Annotated in this window: 17 protein-coding genes and 1 tRNA gene; 10 read left to right on the plus strand and 8 right to left on the minus strand. The window is 63.8% G+C overall.

The genetic code is table 11. The annotated features are described in order from the left end of the window. Positions 1–97: 97 nt before the first annotated feature. Positions 98–1,435: a UDP-glucose/GDP-mannose dehydrogenase family protein gene (locus tag KFB96_RS09900; protein ID WP_213461967.1), complete on the plus strand. Its 1,338-nt coding sequence runs from the start codon at positions 98–100 to the stop codon at positions 1,433–1,435. A 196-nt stretch (positions 1,436–1,631) separates the two neighbouring features. Here KFB96_RS09900 and KFB96_RS26665 read toward each other — a convergent pair whose 3' ends face one another. Further along, on the minus strand, positions 1,632–2,453 hold the full coding sequence (locus KFB96_RS26665) for an OmpP1/FadL family transporter (protein ID WP_300971502.1): 822 nt from the start codon (positions 2,451–2,453) through the stop codon (positions 1,632–1,634). A gap of 476 nt (positions 2,454–2,929) precedes the next feature. Here KFB96_RS26665 and KFB96_RS26670 point away from each other — a divergent pair, with 476 nt between their 5' ends. Beyond that, positions 2,930–3,157, plus strand: coding sequence for a hypothetical protein (locus KFB96_RS26670; RefSeq protein ID WP_300971503.1), 228 nt, complete (start codon positions 2,930–2,932; stop codon positions 3,155–3,157). A 495-nt stretch (positions 3,158–3,652) separates the two neighbouring features. Here KFB96_RS26670 and pth read toward each other — a convergent pair whose 3' ends face one another. The 5 genes from pth to ispE all read right to left on the minus strand — a co-directional run bounded on the left by pth (position 3,653) and on the right by ispE (position 7,099). Next, positions 3,653–4,249, minus strand: coding sequence for an aminoacyl-tRNA hydrolase (gene pth / locus KFB96_RS09910; protein ID WP_213461963.1), 597 nt, complete (start codon positions 4,247–4,249; stop codon positions 3,653–3,655). A 138-nt stretch (positions 4,250–4,387) separates the two neighbouring features. Then, on the minus strand, positions 4,388–4,996 hold the full coding sequence (locus tag KFB96_RS09915) for a 50S ribosomal protein L25/general stress protein Ctc (RefSeq protein ID WP_213461961.1): 609 nt from the start codon (positions 4,994–4,996) through the stop codon (positions 4,388–4,390). A gap of 80 nt (positions 4,997–5,076) precedes the next feature. Beyond that, entirely contained in the window at positions 5,077–6,030 is a 954-nt protein-coding gene (locus tag KFB96_RS09920; protein WP_300971504.1) for a ribose-phosphate diphosphokinase, read from the minus strand. Between the two features lie 75 nt (positions 6,031–6,105). Next, positions 6,106–6,180 (minus strand) — tRNA-Gln (locus KFB96_RS09925). 46 nt (positions 6,181–6,226) lie between these two features. Then, entirely contained in the window at positions 6,227–7,099 is an 873-nt protein-coding gene (gene ispE / locus KFB96_RS09930; RefSeq protein ID WP_213461959.1) for a 4-(cytidine 5'-diphospho)-2-C-methyl-D-erythritol kinase, read from the minus strand. Between ispE and KFB96_RS27530 the strand changes: the two genes are divergently transcribed. Further along, positions 7,041–7,178, plus strand: a complete 138-nt coding sequence (locus tag KFB96_RS27530) for an LPXTG cell wall anchor domain-containing protein (RefSeq protein ID WP_213461957.1) — start codon at positions 7,041–7,043, stop codon at positions 7,176–7,178. The two genes, ispE and KFB96_RS27530, sit on opposite strands and share 59 nt — an antisense overlap. Here KFB96_RS27530 and KFB96_RS09940 read toward each other — a convergent pair. Further along, positions 7,126–8,910: a tetratricopeptide repeat protein gene (locus KFB96_RS09940; RefSeq protein ID WP_213461955.1), complete on the minus strand. Its 1,785-nt coding sequence runs from the start codon at positions 8,908–8,910 to the stop codon at positions 7,126–7,128. The two genes, KFB96_RS27530 and KFB96_RS09940, sit on opposite strands and share 53 nt — an antisense overlap. Positions 8,911–9,085: 175 nt before the next feature. On the opposite strand from KFB96_RS09940, the gene hemA reads away from it, so the two are divergent. The 4 genes from hemA to KFB96_RS09960 all read left to right on the plus strand — a co-directional run bounded on the left by hemA (position 9,086) and on the right by KFB96_RS09960 (position 13,282). Continuing rightward, complete coding sequence (hemA, locus tag KFB96_RS09945) at positions 9,086–10,360, plus strand: glutamyl-tRNA reductase (RefSeq protein ID WP_213461954.1); 1,275 nt, start codon at positions 9,086–9,088, stop codon at positions 10,358–10,360. Then, positions 10,357–11,436, plus strand: coding sequence for a peptide chain release factor 1 (gene prfA / locus KFB96_RS09950; RefSeq protein ID WP_213461952.1), 1,080 nt, complete (start codon positions 10,357–10,359; stop codon positions 11,434–11,436). The genes hemA and prfA overlap by 4 nt, the downstream gene beginning before the upstream one ends. A gap of 94 nt (positions 11,437–11,530) precedes the next feature. Beyond that, on the plus strand, positions 11,531–12,382 hold the full coding sequence (gene prmC, locus KFB96_RS09955) for a peptide chain release factor N(5)-glutamine methyltransferase (RefSeq protein ID WP_300971505.1): 852 nt from the start codon (positions 11,531–11,533) through the stop codon (positions 12,380–12,382). A 510-nt stretch (positions 12,383–12,892) separates the two neighbouring features. Beyond that, on the plus strand, positions 12,893–13,282 hold the full coding sequence (locus tag KFB96_RS09960) for a hypothetical protein (RefSeq protein ID WP_213461948.1): 390 nt from the start codon (positions 12,893–12,895) through the stop codon (positions 13,280–13,282). A gap of 82 nt (positions 13,283–13,364) precedes the next feature. Here KFB96_RS09960 and KFB96_RS09965 read toward each other — a convergent pair whose 3' ends face one another. After that, on the minus strand, positions 13,365–14,183 hold the full coding sequence (locus tag KFB96_RS09965) for a 1-acyl-sn-glycerol-3-phosphate acyltransferase (protein WP_300971506.1): 819 nt from the start codon (positions 14,181–14,183) through the stop codon (positions 13,365–13,367). A 206-nt stretch (positions 14,184–14,389) separates the two neighbouring features. Between KFB96_RS09965 and KFB96_RS09970 the strand changes: the two genes are divergently transcribed. The 3 genes from KFB96_RS09970 to KFB96_RS09980 all read left to right on the plus strand — a co-directional run bounded on the left by KFB96_RS09970 (position 14,390) and on the right by KFB96_RS09980 (position 16,200). Next, positions 14,390–14,800, plus strand: a complete 411-nt coding sequence (locus KFB96_RS09970) for a hypothetical protein (RefSeq protein ID WP_213461944.1) — start codon at positions 14,390–14,392, stop codon at positions 14,798–14,800. Positions 14,801–14,806: 6 nt separating this feature from the next. Next, positions 14,807–15,556: a molybdopterin-synthase adenylyltransferase MoeB gene (locus KFB96_RS09975; protein WP_213461942.1), complete on the plus strand. Its 750-nt coding sequence runs from the start codon at positions 14,807–14,809 to the stop codon at positions 15,554–15,556. Positions 15,557–15,660: 104 nt separating this feature from the next. Continuing rightward, positions 15,661–16,200, plus strand: a complete 540-nt coding sequence (locus KFB96_RS09980) for a hypothetical protein (protein WP_213461940.1) — start codon at positions 15,661–15,663, stop codon at positions 16,198–16,200. Positions 16,201–16,237: the final 37 nt, after the last annotated feature.

Here is a 16,237-nt window from a genome sequence, read left to right on the forward strand (position 1 = left end):
GCGATCCGGGCGCGGAGCGCGGCGCTGTGAGCCGCGCCCGCGGCCGGCCACCCCGATCCCCTTAGACCCGACCGATAACGCTCGGAGACGACAAAGAATGGACGTTACGATTTTTGGCAGCGGTTACGTTGGACTGGTCACTGGCGTGTGTCTTGCCGAGGTCGGCAATCGCGTCCTCTGCATCGATGTCGATCCCGCCAAGATCGCCCTCCTCAACAGCGGGGGCGTGCCCATCTACGAGCCCGGACTCGAGGAGCTGGTCAAGCAAAACCGCGAAGCCGGCCGGCTGACGTTCTCGACCGACCCGGAGGAAGGGGTGCGGCACGGACTTTTCCAGTTCATCGCGGTCGGCACGCCGCCGGACGAAGACGGATCGGCCGATCTACAGTACGTCCTCGCGGTCGCACGCAGCATCGGCGAGCACATGGACAGTTACCGTATCCTCGTGAACAAATCCACGGTTCCCGTCGGCACTGCCGACAGGGTGGCCGCCGCCGTGCGGGACGCACAGACGGCAAGGGGCAGCACCGTGGAATTCGATGTCGTGTCCAACCCGGAGTTCCTGAAGGAAGGAGCCGCCATCGAAGATTTCATGCGCCCGGATCGCATCATCGTCGGCACGGACAACCCGCGTACCGGCGAGCTGCTGCGCGCGCTATACGCCCCCTTCAATCGCAACCATGACCGGGTCATGTTGATGGACGTGCGCTCGGCCGAGCTGACCAAATACGCGGCCAATGCCATGCTGGCGACCAAGATCAGCTTCATGAACGAGCTGTCGAACATCGCCGAAGCCGTCGGCGCCGACATCGAAAAGGTCCGCGTCGGCATCGGCTCGGATCCGCGCATCGGCTACCAATTCATCTACCCCGGCTGCGGCTACGGCGGCTCCTGTTTCCCGAAGGACGTGCGCGCGCTCGAGCGCACCGCGCGCAGCTTGGGCTACGACCCGCAGCTGCTGCAAGCTGTCGAGGCCGTGAACTTCCGCCAGAAGGATCTGCTGTTCAAAAAGATCCACGCGCACTTCAACGGCGATCTGCAGGGCCGAACCATCGCGGTATGGGGTCTGTCGTTCAAGCCCAACACCGACGACATGCGCGAGGCATCGAGTCGCGTTTTGATGGAATCACTCTGGGAGGCAGGGGCGAAGGTTCAGGCATTCGACCCGGTTTCCATGCCCGAGACACGCCGAATCTACGGTGAGCGAGCCGATCTGGCACTTCTCGACGATGCCGAATCGGCGTTGGATGGGGCCGACGCGCTTGCGGTCCTGACCGAGTGGGCGCAGTTTCGCAGCCCGAATTTCCAGACGATGAAGGACAAGCTCAAGGCCGGAGTGATCTTCGACGGTCGCAATGTCCTCGACGGACATCTCGCGACCGCAACCGGACTGACCTATATCTCGATCGGTCGCTTGCCGATGACGGCTCAGTAGCACCCCGCCCTGATCGGAAGCGTCGGGCCTGCGGGTCATCGGCTTCGAGCCGAGCCCCGCTCGCCCGCAACGAGGGTCGTCCTGCACGCCGGACGACCCTCGCCGACTCCCCTTAAACCGCGCCAGCTCCGAGAGTTATCGGAGCTGGCGCGGCCAAGCCAATCCAACAAACAAGGCATACCGCACCGGGCGCGGTTTAAAAGCGGTGATTCCAACCGATCTGGATATCCATCTGCTCCATGTAGATGGAGCCCGTTTGCGCTTGGGTGATGCTGGGGCTCGTGCCGCTCAACTCTTCCTCCGGCATGTAGGAAAAGGCGAGTGCGAACTCATCCTTTTCCGTAAAGCGATAGGACGCACCCAGGGTCAGGTGCCAACGAATGGTCGCGGGCGCCAGAATGTTGAAAAGGGCCTGCCGACTGGAGGCAAATTCGGTGTTGTAGCTCACGCCGCCCATCAGACTCAGCTTCTCGTCGTGGTCGTAACGCACACCCAACTTGAAGATGTCCATGCTGTCCCATCCAAAACCGAGTCCGTCATCCCCGCCCAGACAGAACGCGGGTTTGGGATTCGAGGTGAAACAGGGCGAGATGTCGTTGTCGTTCGAGTTGGAAATCGACGAGACCTCGCCGTAAAAGATGCGCTGGTAGTCGAAGGCAAGGGTCAGGTCCGGCCGCGCCTTGAAGGCGACGCCGAAGTTCAACATCGCAGGGATATCGAACTCGCCCTGATTTGCAAACAACCCCTTATAGTCGTCGAATTCCGACATCCACATCTTGGTGCGATACGACATCCCGAACGCCAGTTGATCGGTCACCTCGCCGTACCATCCCAGATGCAGGCCGGCGCCGTAGGACCAGTCGGTTCCGTTGTTCGAGACCTTGTCCGGGTACAAGGATGCCGCGCGGAACGGCTGAAGCCCTTTGACCTCGATACTCTGCATCGCAAAAACCGGCGCGATACCGACCGCCTGCTTTCCATCCGCGAACTTGAAGGTGTAGGGGATCTCGATGAACAATTGCTCGAGGTTGACGCCGGTCGAGCCGGTGGCGCTCAGAAAACCGCCCGGGTTGGCGTTGTTGCCGTTCGGCGGGGGGCATGTTCGGGTCCGTGACCGGCATCGGTGGATTCGTCTGCGTAAACAGAAGTCCGCCGGGGCTCGCGATGGTGCCGGGAGGCGGCGTCATGCCGGGACCGATCGCCAGCTGATTGGGTGCCGCGGCGAAGTTCTCCCAGACCGGACGGTCCCGATAATCGCTGTTCATCCCGCCGTTGCCGAACAGAGCGAAGCCGATCGTGCTTTTTTCATCGAGCTCGTAATTAAACCCGAAGCTCGGGATCAGAAACCAATCCCCTTCGCTGTCGTATCGGCCCGGAGTAATGAAAGGCCCGGTCGGAAACCCCGAGGCGGGATCCACCGAGAAGTCGTTGTTCGCTTCGTAGCCACGCGCCGAAGGATTGAAGAAGGCCAATCCCACGTCGAGCGAGGTCCCGATGAATGCCATTCCGGCGGGGTTCGTCGCCGTGACCAGCGTGTCCTGCGGCAACGCCGTGGCAACACCTGCCATCGCCTTGGATTTAGTGCCCCAGCCGTGCGAGAAATATCCGTTGGTGGCCAATGCCAGTGTCGGCACGGATGCGCATGCAATTACGACAGCCCTTAACGGCCACTTCAATGTTCCGTTCATGTGCGAAAAGTCCTCCAGTCGTCATGCCGCTTGAACGGCTAATTTTGTCGTTGGAATGGTCGAGCCCCGTTCGACGGGCGAGCCAAATCCGACATCGACGGGTGGTCGAATACGGAGTTGAGGCGTCATTGAAAGCCGCGGAGACGACCTTGCCCGCCGACCGGTCGGAGGACTTCGGATTCAGTGCGAGCGATTGCCCGATCCCGAATACGGCATCATTCGACGGGATGTTTTCGGAAGACGCGGTGAGGCACCTTTACGGAAAGGGCCGAAACACGCGGCGATCACGGAGATCAGGATGAATACTCGGCTCGGGATTGCGATTTGTCAAACTCCGCTAAACCGCGTCCGGAGTCAACGATCGACGCTTGATGCCGATTCAAACTCGCCCGACCTCACCGACCCTGTCGCTGACGCGGTCTAGGAAATAAAAATCAGGAACTTAAACGGATCTCAGGCGTGGCTCTCACGGGCTCGGCCCATGCGGGGTCGAGTGCGCACGAACCGCGAATGAGAATCCGAACGGCGTTCAATCGCGCCGTTGCGAGTGGAGACGATTCATGGCGATTTGAAAGCGACCGGCGACGAGGTCATCGAGGATCCGTTCGGCATCGGCAAGGGATGCGTTGATCTGCTCGGCATCGGCCTTGGACGGACGCCCGAGAACATAGCCAGTCACTAAGGTGCGGTCGCCGGGATGCGCGATCCCGATCCGCAGACGCCAAAAGTCACGACTTCCCCCGAGTGCGGCGATGGTGTCGCGCAGCCCGTTGTGCCCGGCGTGACCACCGCCCTGCTTGAGCCGAACCTGGCCGACGGGATGGTCGAGCTCGTCGTGAGCAACGAGGATCTGCTCGGGAGGGATGGAGTAGAAGCGGGCGACCGCAGCGATCGATTGACCGCTGCGGTTCATGTAAGTCGAGGGTTTGAGTAGGCGCAGTTCCCCGCCGTCGACCCGGACTCGGGCGAGCTGGCCGAAGAATTTGGACTCGGCGCGAAACGTCTCGCGAAAATCCTCGGCGATCCGATCGACGAGCCAAAAGCCGACGTTGTGACGCGTCGCCTCGTACTGCTCGCCGGGATTGCCGAGACCGACGATCAGGCGGATGCCGGCGGGCTCGCTCACCGGGCATCGCCGACCGACGCACGACACGGGCACCGGAGGCCGCAAAAGCGACCATCGAGCACCCGGTCGTCGCCGAAAAACCGTCTTTCAGGGAGGCGAATCGGCACTGTCGTCGGCCGTCTCAGGCGTCCGATGATGTCAGGCGCCTTCCTCTTCCTCCTCCGTCTCGTCACCACCCCCGCGTGGACCGTAAACCATGGCGACGGCCTCGTCCGAATCGGGGGTATGAGCAAGACTCACACCCTCGGGCATCTGGATCTCGGACAGATGAATGATCTGGCCGATATCCATATCGCCCATGTCGACGACGATGAACTCAGGGAGATCCTTCGGCAGACAGACGATCTCGAGCTCGGTGATGTTGTGGGACACCTGCCCGCCTATCTTCACGCCCTTGGAGCGCTCCTCGTTGATGAAATGCAAGGGCACGCTCATGCGCAGCTTCTCGTCCTGCGTGATGCGCAGAAAGTCCACATGCTGCACGAAGGGCTTCGCGGGATGGCGCTGCAGGTCCTTCAAGACGACCTTCACCGAGCGCTCCCCGATCTTCAGATCGAGGACGTGCGAGTAAAATGCCTCGTTATCCAGGTGCTTGAGCAGCTCGTTGTGGCCGACCGAGACCATCTCGGGCTCCTGATGACCACCGTAAACGATGGCGGGCACCTGCCCCGTGCGACGCAGGCGGCGGCTCGCACCCGTTCCTGCAAGTGCGCGGGTCTGCGCGTTGATCTCGAAACTGACGCTCATCGGCGTTCTCCGGTTGATATTGACGACAAAAACGCGCCGGATCCCGCGACCAGGATCGCAACGCAGCAATGGAATGGAAATCAGTCGACGAACAGCGAGCTGACGGACTCTTCGTTCGAGACCCGACGCATCGTTTCGGCAAGCAGCTCGCCGATACTCAACTGCCTGATCTTGGGACAAGCCTTTGCCGCAGGACGCAACGGAATGGTATTGGTGACCACCAGCTCGTCGAGCCGGGATGCCGAGATGTTGTCCACGGCCGGCCCCGAGAGCACCGCGTGGGTGCAGTAGGCCACGACCCGACAAGCGCCGGCGTCTTTCAGCGCCCCGGCAGCACTGCAGAGGGTCCCGGCCGTATCGACCAGGTCATCGACGATGACACAGGAGCGATCCCGAACATCGCCGATGATGTTCATGACCTTCGCCTCGTTGGGCCGAGGACGGCGCTTGTCGATGATCGCGAGATCCGCATCGTCGAGCCGTTTGGCGAGTGCGCGCGCGCGCACCACACCGCCGACGTCCGGCGATACGACCATGAGGTCGTCGTAGCGTTTTCGCCAAACATCGCCCAACAGAATCGGCGAAGCATAGACATTGTCGACCGGGATATCGAAGAATCCCTGGATCTGATCCGCGTGCAGATCGACCGTCAGAACACGATCGGCGCCGGACTGACCGATCATCTTGGCGACCAGACGCGCCGTGATCGGAACACGCGCTGAGCGAGGTCGGCGATCCTGCCGGGCATAGCCGAAATAGGGGATGACCGCGGTGATGCGCTTGGCCGACGCCCAGCGCAGGGCGTCGATCATCACCAGGAGCTCCATCAGGTTGTCGTTCGTCGGCGCCCCCGTCGGCTGCACGACGAAGACATCGCGCCCGCGCACGTTCTCCTGAATCTCGGCCATCACCTCGCCGTCGCTGAATTGACCGACGACGGCCTTACCGAGCGGTACGCTCAAATAACCGGCGATCTCGACCGAGAGCTCCAGATTGGCATTCCCGGAAAAAACCATCAAATGGCTGGCAGGCACTGGCGATTTCCTGACGTCTAGCTGGGGGCTTACGAGACTCGGCGCGCGTCACGCGAGACGCGGCTCGACGGGGTATGGCTGGGGCGCCAGGATTCGAACCTGGGGGTGCCGGGATCAAAACCCGGTGCCTTACCGCTTGGCTACGCCCCAAAAACTGGTCTGGACCTCGACAGTACGCGCTCGGCATGACACCGGATCAGGGTAGCCTATCCATGTGAGCGAGCAGCGGCGATCGATTCAGCCCACGGGCGACAAAGGCGCGCATCGCGGGCGGACACTGCTCGAGCGCGCGAAGCGCTTGCGAGCGTTCTTCGAAAACCGCAAACACACAGGCTCCGGTTCCGGTCAAACGTCCACCGCCCCAACCCGAAAGCCAGTCGAGGGCCTCTTCGACAGGAGCGTATCCGCTTCGCACGACACGCAAGCAATCGTTCGAGACATCACCGGCAACGAAGTCCGCTAGTGTGGCGGGCGCTGAATCTCGTGTCAACTCAGGATGCATAAACACATCCCTCGTCGAGACCGAGCAGGGCGGAGACAGCACCAGATACCACGGCTCGGGCAACATGACCGGCGTCAGGCGCTCCCCGACACCCTCTCCCCAAGCCGCAAATCCGCGCACGAAGACAGGGACATCGGCGCCCAGAGGCAGGGCCAGCTCCGCGAGGGCGTCCTCGTCGAGACCGGTGGCCCAGAGTCGATTCAGTGCAACCAGCGTGGTCGCCGCGTCGGAGCTGCCGCCCCCGAGCCCTCCGCCCATCGGAAGTCGCTTCTCGCAGCGGATATCCGCCCCGAGGCGGCAACCGGTCGCGTCCCGAAGGGCCAGCGCCGCGCGGACGGTCAGATCGTCCTCCGGCGCGACACCCGGCACGTCGAGGAGACGACGGATCAGCCCGTCCTCGCGCACCTCGAACCGAAGCCGATCGCATCTGTCGATGAACTGGAACACCGTCTGCAGCTCATGATAACCGTCGGGCCGACGTCCGACGATGCGCAGCATAAGATTGAGTTTGGCGGGCGCAGGCCAAAACGACGCCGGGGAAGGCTCGAACACAAACGTCTCGCTCATCGGGATCTCGCTCATCGGGCTCTGGCTCATCGGGACGGGTCGCCGCCGGAGGCGCGATGCCGCTGCATCACCTCCTTGAGATACTCGTGGTCCGGATGTTCCTTGGCCGCCGCATCCCAAACCTCGAGGGCCTCTTCGCGACGATTCATGGCCCATAGAACCTCGCCGAGGTGCGCCGCGATCTCCCCGTCACTCATGTGCTCGAGCGCGCGCCCGAGATAATCGAGGGCGGTCTCGTAGTTGCCGAGGCGGTAATGAACCCAGCCCATACTGTCCAGGATCGCCGGCTCGTCCGGCTTGAGCGCATAGGCCTTCTCGATGTACACCTTCGCCTCGGCGTAGCGGTCGGTTCGATCCGCCAAGGTGTAGCCGAGTGCGTTCAGGGCATCGGCATGCTCGGGGTCGATCTCGATGATCCGCCTCAGGTCCTGCTCGGCGAGGACGATCCGATCGAGCTTCACCGCCGAGAGCGCCCGCGCGTAGAGCAGATTTTCGTCATCCGGAAAGACCCGCAACGCGCTGTCGAAGATTGCCATCGCCTCGTCCGGCCGGCCGACCGACTCGAGGATCTCGGTCTCGACCAAGTAGAGAAGCACGGCGTTTTCGGGTCCTCGGTCACGCAGCTGCTGAAGGATCTCGCGCGCACGCCGAATGTCGCCGCCCTTCGCGCTCAACAAGGCCGTGCGGATCTGCGCATCGACCGAATTCGTGCCCTTGACCTTGCCATACCACACGAGAGCAGCCTCGAGATTTTCGGCACGCTCCTCCACCTGCCCCAGATAGAAGGCCGCGTCGTCTCGACGCTCCCCGGTCTCGTACAGACGCGTGAAGTAGATGCGCGCTCCTTCCGTGTCCTCGAGCTGCAACGACAGGATCCCGACGGCGAACAGGACATCCGGCTCCTTCGGACGATTATCCAGTAGACGCTGGAAGACATCACGCGCGCTGGAGAACTCTTCTTCCTCGACGAGGAACTGACCGTAGAGCATCCGCAACGTCTGATCGTCGGGGCTCAGTGCGAGATACTCTTCCAGCAAGGACCGCGCTTCCCCGCGCTTGTCGGAGGAGATCAGCAGCTTGACAAGAAAGAGTCTCGGCTTGTTCCATTCCGGGCGCAGCTCGAGCGCCCGGCGCGCGGCGGCATCGGCGATCTCGAGCTGCGACGCACCGGCAGCCACCATCGCGAGCGACTGCTGCGCATGCGCGCTCTGCGGAAACTGGTCGGCCAATGCCTGCATCAGTCCGACACGCGCCGCGGGCGTCGGCGCGCGCGAAATAATGGCGGCGGCGTGTCCGAATGCCGCTTCCGGATCATCGGGCGAGAGCTGCACGAGACGCATCAAATGCACGAGCGCCCCTTCGTGGTCGTTCGCCTTGATACGGGTGAAGGCGCCCATCTGATGCGCACCGCTCGATGTCGGATCGAGATCCAGCCAATGCCGCAAACCCTGCTCGGTTGCCGCATCGTTGCCCGCAGTGATGGCGGCACGAACGGCCAGCTCGGTCAGGCGCGGATCCTTCGTCAAGTCCGCCGCCTCCAGGTAGTAGGCAAAAGCGGTGTCCAAATCGCCGCGACGTGCGGCGATCTCGGCAACCAGTACGGCGTAGATCTGATCGGCGTTCAAGCCGCTCGCAAGACCCGCTGCATCGACCTCGGCGACATCGGCGACATCGGCCGGCGTGCCTGGGGATGGATCGGGCTGCGGAGGGCTCGATGCCGGGTCCGTGATCTGCGCGAACGCGCCCGCGGACAGAAGCGCCAAGACGGCAAAGAACCCGCCGACGGTGGAAAGCAGAAGCGAGCGTGGCATTTTTATGATCCGGCAAGAGCCAATCCAACAACGATATGAGATCGTGAGAGCCCAGTATAGCGAAGCAGTTCCTCACTCCGACAAACGAAAAACCACAAGATCGACGTCGGTGGGTTTTCATCGCCCCCCGAAAGTCGGACAATCGCGAGGATCACCACCTGACGACCTTAGTAATATGAAGCTGCTTGTTCTCGGACTCAATCACAAGACGGCGCCGGTCGATGTCCGCGAGCGGCTCGCCTTCGGCCCCGACATCATCGTCGGCGCCCTGCGCGACCTCACCAATTGCGACGGTATCGCCGAGGGTGTCGTGCTCTCCACGTGCAACCGCACCGAGATCTACTGTGCGGTACAGGATTGCTCCGAGGAGGCGGCTCGGCACTGGCTGAGCCGCTTCCACGGCGTCGAGCACGACCGGGTGGGGCCATTTCTGTACGCCCATCTGGGGCGCGATGCGGTCACCCATCTGCTGCGCGTCTGCAGCGGGCTCGACTCTATGGTCCTGGGCGAGCCGCAGATCCTGGGGCAGGTCAAGAACGCCTACCAGACCGCGACGGACTGTACCGCCACCGGGAAGCTGCTCGGACGCCTCTTCCAGCACGCCTTCTCGGTCGCCAAGACCGTCCGCACCGAGACCGCGATCGGCAGCAGCCCGGTCTCGGTCGCCTTCGCCGCGGTCAATCTCGCGCGCCAGATCTTCAGCGACCTCTCCCAACAGACCGCGCTCTTGATCGGCGCCGGCGAGACCATCGAGCTGGCCGCCCGCCACCTGCACCGCGCCGGCATCGGCCGCATCATCGTCGCGAATCGCACCGTCGAGCGCGCCCATGAGCTGGCCTCGCAGTTCGACGGATACGCGATCGCCCTTGCCGAGATCGGCAACCACCTGGCCGAGGCCGACATCGTCATCGCCTCCACCGCGAGTCCCTTGCCGGTGCTCGGCAAAGGCACGGTCGAGCGCGCGCTGAAAAAGCGCAAACACCGCCCGATGTTCATGGTCGACATCGCGGTGCCGCGCGACATCGAGCCCGAGGTCCGGGAGCTCAGCGACGTCTATCTCTACACGATCGACGACCTGCAGGGCGTCATCGACGAGGGCCTGCGCTCGCGTCAAGCCGCCGCTGCCCAAGCCGAGGACATCATCGCCTTCCACGCCGACGAGTTCATGGCCTGGTTGCGCTCGCTGGATGCCGCCGGGCTCATCCAGGATTATCGTCAACGCGCCGAGGAGCTGCGCGACGATGTCCTTGCCCGCGCCCAGCGCCAGCTCGACGCCGGCAAGCCGCCGACCGAGGTCCTCAACTATCTCGCCCACACCCTGACCAACAAGCTGCTCCATGCGCCCAGCTCGCGTCTGCGCCAAGCCGCCCGCGAGGGCGAGGCGGAGATCCTGGTGGCGGCCAACGAGCTCTTCCAGCTCGACCCGAACCGGGCCGTCTCCACCCAATGAATCCATCGATCCGGGGCAAGCTGGAGCGTCTCTCGGAGCGCTTCGGCGAGGTTGTCGCGTTGCTGGCGGATTCCGAGACCCAGTCCGATCAAAATCGGTTCCGCGAGTTGAGTCGGGAGTATGCCCAGCTCGAGCCGCTCATCGCGGGCTACAACCGGTATCGCGCAGCGGAGCTCGACCTGGCTGCCGCCGAGGAGATGCTCGCCGATCCGGAGATGGCCGCACTCGCGCGCGAGGAGATGACCGAGGCAAACGACCGGCGCGAGCAGCTCGAGCCCGAGGTTTATCGTCTCCTCGTCCCGCCCGATCCCGACGATCAGCGCAACGTCTTTCTCGAGGTCCGCGCCGGCACCGGCGGGGCCGAGGCCGCACTCTTCGCCGGAGACCTCCTGCGGATGTACCTGCGTTATGCCGAGCTGATGCGCTGGCAGGTCGAGCCGATCTCGGAGAGCGCCGGCGAGCTCGGCGGCTACAAGGAGGTGATCGTGCGCATCATCGGCAACGGCGTCTTCTCGCGTCTCAAATTCGAGCCCGGTGCGCACCGGGTGCAGCGCGTCCCCGAGACCGAGTCCCAAGGCCGCGTCCACACCTCGGCCTGTACCGTCGCCGTCATGCCCGAGGCCGATTCGATCGACTCCATCGCGATCAATCCGAGCGAGCTGCGCATCGACACCTATCGCTCCTCGGGTGCTGGCGGTCAGCACGTCAACAAGACCGACTCGGCGATCCGCATCACCCACCTGCCCTCCGGGATCGTCGTCGAGTGCCAGGAGGAACGCTCCCAGCATAAGAACCGGTCGAAGGCCATGTCGCTGCTCCAGGCCAAGCTGCTCTCCGGCGCACGCGAGACCCAGGCCTCCGAGCAGGCGCAATCGCGCAAGCTCCAGGTCGGCAGCGGCGACCGCTCCGAGCGGATCCGAACCTACAACTTCCCCCAGAACCGACTGACCGACCACCGCATCAACCTGACCCTCTACAAGCTCGACGAGATCATGACGGGCCAGCTCGACCAGGTCATCGACCCGCTCCTGCAGGAGTATCAGGCCGAAGTGCTGACCGCGATGATGCATGGCTGAGACCGGGTCGGACGGAGCCGCATCACAGCAGACCGGTTCGGACGGGGCCGGGTCGGACGGGATTGGCTCGGATCCGACAACAGGACCCGGAACGGTGCGCACGGTCGAGCTGCGCGTCGCCGCCGTCCTTCAGGGGGCGACAACCACCCTCGCAACCATCCCCGACGGCGCGCCTCGATTGGAGGCCGAGCTGCTCCTGACCGAAGCGACAGGCTGGCCCCGCACCCGTCTCGTCGCCTGGCCCGACCACCCCGTCGCACCCGCTGCCCACGCCCGCTTCGACGCACTCCTCGCCCGCCGCCTAGCCGGCGAGCCCATCGCCTATATCCGCGGTCGTCAGGAGTTCTGGAGCCTGGAGCTCCATGTCACACCCGCGACCCTGATCCCGCGCCCGGAGACCGAGCTCCTGGTCGAGACGGCGCTCGAGGCCCTACTCGCCGACGCACCGCTGCGGATCGCCGACCTCGGGACCGGCAGCGGCGCCATCGCCGCCGCCTTGGCCACCGAGCGACCCGCATGGCAGCTCTTCGCGACGGATCGCTCGCCCGCCGCGCTCGAGGTCGCTCGCAAGAACCTCGTGCGGCTCGGCCTGCGAAACGTGGCCCTGCTCAGGGCGCACTGGTCGGACGCATTCGCGCCCGGGAGCCTGGATGCCATCGTGAGCAACCCCCCCTATGTCGCCGCGGGCGACCCGCATCTCGCCCGCGGCGATCTCCGCTACGAGCCGCGCGTGGCCCTCACCCCCGGCGGCGACGGCCTGGATGCCTATCGTGCGATCGCGGCCGATGCACGCCGCTGCCTGCGCCCCGGCGGCTGGCTGATCCTCGAGCACGGCTACGACCAAGGCAGCGTTCTTCGCCGAATCCTCGCCGACGCTGGCCTTTTAGCGCCGAGCACCCGAAGCGACCTCGCCGGCCACGATCGCGTGACCCTCGCTCGCGCCTGATTCCTGCCTCCTGCCTCCAGCTATCAGCTCCCGGACGTCCGTAAGGAACGATTCACAAACAACCGAAACACGGTGGATGGGTAGAGCGAAGCGAAACCCATCCAGTCCGCGCCAAGGGCATCGGACCGAAACCCGGCAGCGCGGTGGTTTGGAGGATGGGTTTCGCCGACGCTCTACCCATCCTACGCGTTCATCCAGGTGTTCACCTTGGTTCTGAATCGTCACTCAACGACCGGTGTGCGCCAACGGTGTTTTTTGCGAGGCAGTCGATCGCTTGGCGGGTGAGCCGATGTTCGACCTGTATCCGAAGCCGTGGCTGGGTTTCCCGATGCCGGTGGCTCGCGACTCTTTAGATTCATTGGAGCCACGTTGCAGAAAACGGCGACCCATAGCCTCCGGCTGATAGCTGATAGCTGGCGGCTGGCGGCCCGCCCATTTCCCGACCCCTTGACTCAGACTCTGTCCGTCAGTATATTAGCATTAACTTAAATTATGGCAGAGCAAAGACTCATGAAAACAACCTCGATCCTCTTGATCGCTACTTTGGTCGGCTCGTCCGCCGTGATCGCCGACACCCGGCCTCTCGCAATCGGCCTCGACGGCAGCTTCGAGGACGCACGCAGCTTCGCGACGCAGGCCGGTCACGACTGGTACCAACAACAGCGCCGGATCACTGCCGAGCTGATGGCGGAGCACATGCTGGCACGGCTGCATGAGTCGTCCGACGAGGTCGTGCCCGATGCGAGCATCCGCGGCGACGTCTCGCCGAGCGGTCGATTCGCGAGCGCCGAGTTGGAGCAGATCGCCCACGCCTTGGCGGATCCGCGTGTGATCGAGCTCCTGGAGACCAGCGCCTACTACGCTGCGGTCGTCGAGGGGCGCGTACCCGTCACGAACTGACCGCGTCGCATCGTCGACAAAAAAGGCCGGGGCGCTTTCCAGCGACCCGGCCTTTTTCACACGAGCGGCGACCGCTCGCCCCTCACAGGCGCTCGAGCGTCGCGCGAATCCACTCCTCCGCCTTCTCGTTCACCGCCTTCGGGGTCCCGCCCGCGCAATCGATCGGCTCTCCGATCACGACACGGATGGTGCCGGGCAAACGCCACAGCGACCGCGCCGGCCAGCAGTCACCGGCATTGTGGGCAATCGGGACGACCCGTCGTCCGGCGCGACAGGCCAACATGGCGCCTCCGGCGTTGAAGCGCCCCATACGCCCCGGTGGTTGACGCGTGCCTTCCGGGTAGATCACCACGCTGATGCCCTGCTCGAGCCGCTCCTGACCGACCCGCAAGATCGTCTTCAATGCCTGACCCGGCTGGCCTCGGTCGATCGCAATCGGTCGCAGTAAGACAAGCGCCCAACCGAAGAAAGGCACCCAGAGGAGCTCGCGCTTGAGCACGGTCGCCTGAGGCGTGAAGAGCAACTGAAGGTAGAAGGTTTCCCACTGACTTTGGTGATTGGCCAACACCACAACCGGCTCGCCCGGCGGGATATTCTCAAGCCCGCCGACCTCGATCTCGACACCGTTGAGCCGACGCAGCAACCACATGGTCGCTTGCGACCAGAGGTTCACGAACCGATAACGCTGCTCGAAGGTCTGAAACGGGGCCACGACAAAAGAGGCGATGCTGTGGAAGATCCCCATCAGGTTGTAGAGTATGAAGAAGAGGATGCTGCGAAGCCGGACACCGAGACCGATTCGGCGTCCGACATGAAGATCCGGACCGGATGCTTCCGGTCGCTCCGGAGTCGGCCCCTGCCGGAGTGCAATTTCCGCGTCGGGATCATCTCTTTCGGTCATGCGCTGTTCCATGACTGGTTACGGATGTCCTCGGCACGGAGCATGCCATCGAGCACAACCCGGCCGAGCGTTCGCAGAGGCAGAACACTCCGAACGGCTCCCCGTCGAGCGCCGACCGGAGCGAGATACCGGCACGAACGAGCCATGCTCGAACCGGCCGTTTTCCGCTTTGAGAATTCGAGTGCCGCGATTAGCATAAGGGTACCATGGACATCCCAGACGTCGACCGCATCAAGTCCCGCGAGATCCCTTTCCACGAGATCCATCCTGACCCGCACCAGGCCGTCACCGCGGCACGGTTCCTGACGGACGTGGACGGCATCCTCGAGATCAACCCCGCCGGACCGATCCTGCTTCGGGTGACCTACGACGTGCTTGTCACCACGCTCCAGGAGATCGAGGAAGCCCTCACCGAGCTGGGTCTACACTTGGACAACCGGCTGCTGCACCGCGTCCGACGGGCGCTCTATTACTACACCGAGGAAACGCTCCGAGCCAACTGCGGCTGCCCGCAGGGCGAGAGCAACTGCACCAAAAAGGTCTTCGCCAAGCGCTACGAGCTGATCGAGCACGGATGTCGGGACGATCGACCGGAGCATTGGCGGCGGTATCTGTAGCTCCGAATGACCGACGCCGAGCTTCTGCGCTACAGCCGCCAGATCCTGCTGCCCGACTTCGGGATCGAGGGTCAGGAGCGGCTGCGAGCATCCAGCGTCCTGGTGGTCGGGCTCGGCGGACTGGGCTCACCCGTCGCCATGTATCTGGCCGCGGCGGGTGTCGGTCGGCTCGTGCTGGCGGATTTCGATGCGGTTGACCTGTCCAATCTCCAGCGACAAATCATCCACACCACCGCGCAGATCGGACGGCCCAAGGCGGAATCCGCCCGCGTCGCGCTCGCCGCGCTCAACCCGGATGTAGAGCTGGTGACCGTCAAACGCAGTCTCGTGGAGGAGACGCTGCCGAGTGTCCTCGCCGAGGTGGATCTGGTGCTCGACTGCTGCGACAACTTCGCGACCCGGTTTGCCGTGAACGCGGCCTGTGTGGCTGCCGGTGTCCCATTGGTCAGCGGCGCGGCGATCCGTCTCGAGGGCCAGGTCACGGCCTTCTCCGGCCAACCCGGCGGGCCCTGTTATCAGTGTCTCTACCCGCGCGACGGCAGCATCGACGAGACCTGCTCGACCAACGGCGTGCTCGCCCCGGTGGTGGGCATCATCGGCAGCATTCAAGCGACCGAGGCAATCAAGATCCTGACCGGACTCGGCGAGCCCCTGTTCGGGCGCCTCTTGCTGCTCGATGCGGCGCTCATGCAGTGGCGGAGCCTGCGCCTGCCTTCCGATCCGAGCTGCCCGGTCTGTTCCATACCGCAGGCTTAGAACCGTACCGACGCGCTGCCGTCCAATGCAGCCATCGGCACGCATCATCGCGGACCGGCGCGGCCGGTCTTTCCAACCGAGCAGTCGAATAGGTTACCCGTCTCATGCGCTTCGAAATCAGCCCGGATCAGATCAAAAAGGCCAACCTCCCGCACGAATTATTCCTGACCAACCTGATCGCCAACCACATCCTGCTCGCGGTCGCGATGGGCGGCTTGGCCGGAAGCTTTCCCTGGGTGATGGCCATCATCCCGGCCATCTCCTTCGGCATCCTCGGCTTTACGCTCTGGCGTGCGAAGCGCGGCATCGGCCGCGACTCCTGGTATGTCATGTGTCACTGGCAGATCTGTGCCAGACGCAGCCGGATCTTCTTGGTGATGCTCGGCTTGCTCCTCGTCGCGGTCGTGCTCGGCTGGATCGGATATGCCTACGGCGGGATGATGAAGGAGGCGGTCTTCGCGCTGGTGATCGGTGTGGGGATCCTCCCCGTGATGGCCACGGTTCTCGTATTGATCATCATCGAGTCCGATGCCCTCTATCACGCCAATCAGGCCAAGCTCCCGGATTGGGTCGTCGCGCGCTTCCCGAACGCGGAGGCCCGGGTCATCGAGGACGACCCGCATCTCACCCATCCCGCACCCTGAACCCCGATACCGAGATCCCGGCATGGACCGATCCGAC

It is taken from the genome of Thiocapsa sp., from assembly GCF_018399035.1.
GTDB lineage: Bacteria > Pseudomonadota > Gammaproteobacteria > Chromatiales > Chromatiaceae > Thiocapsa.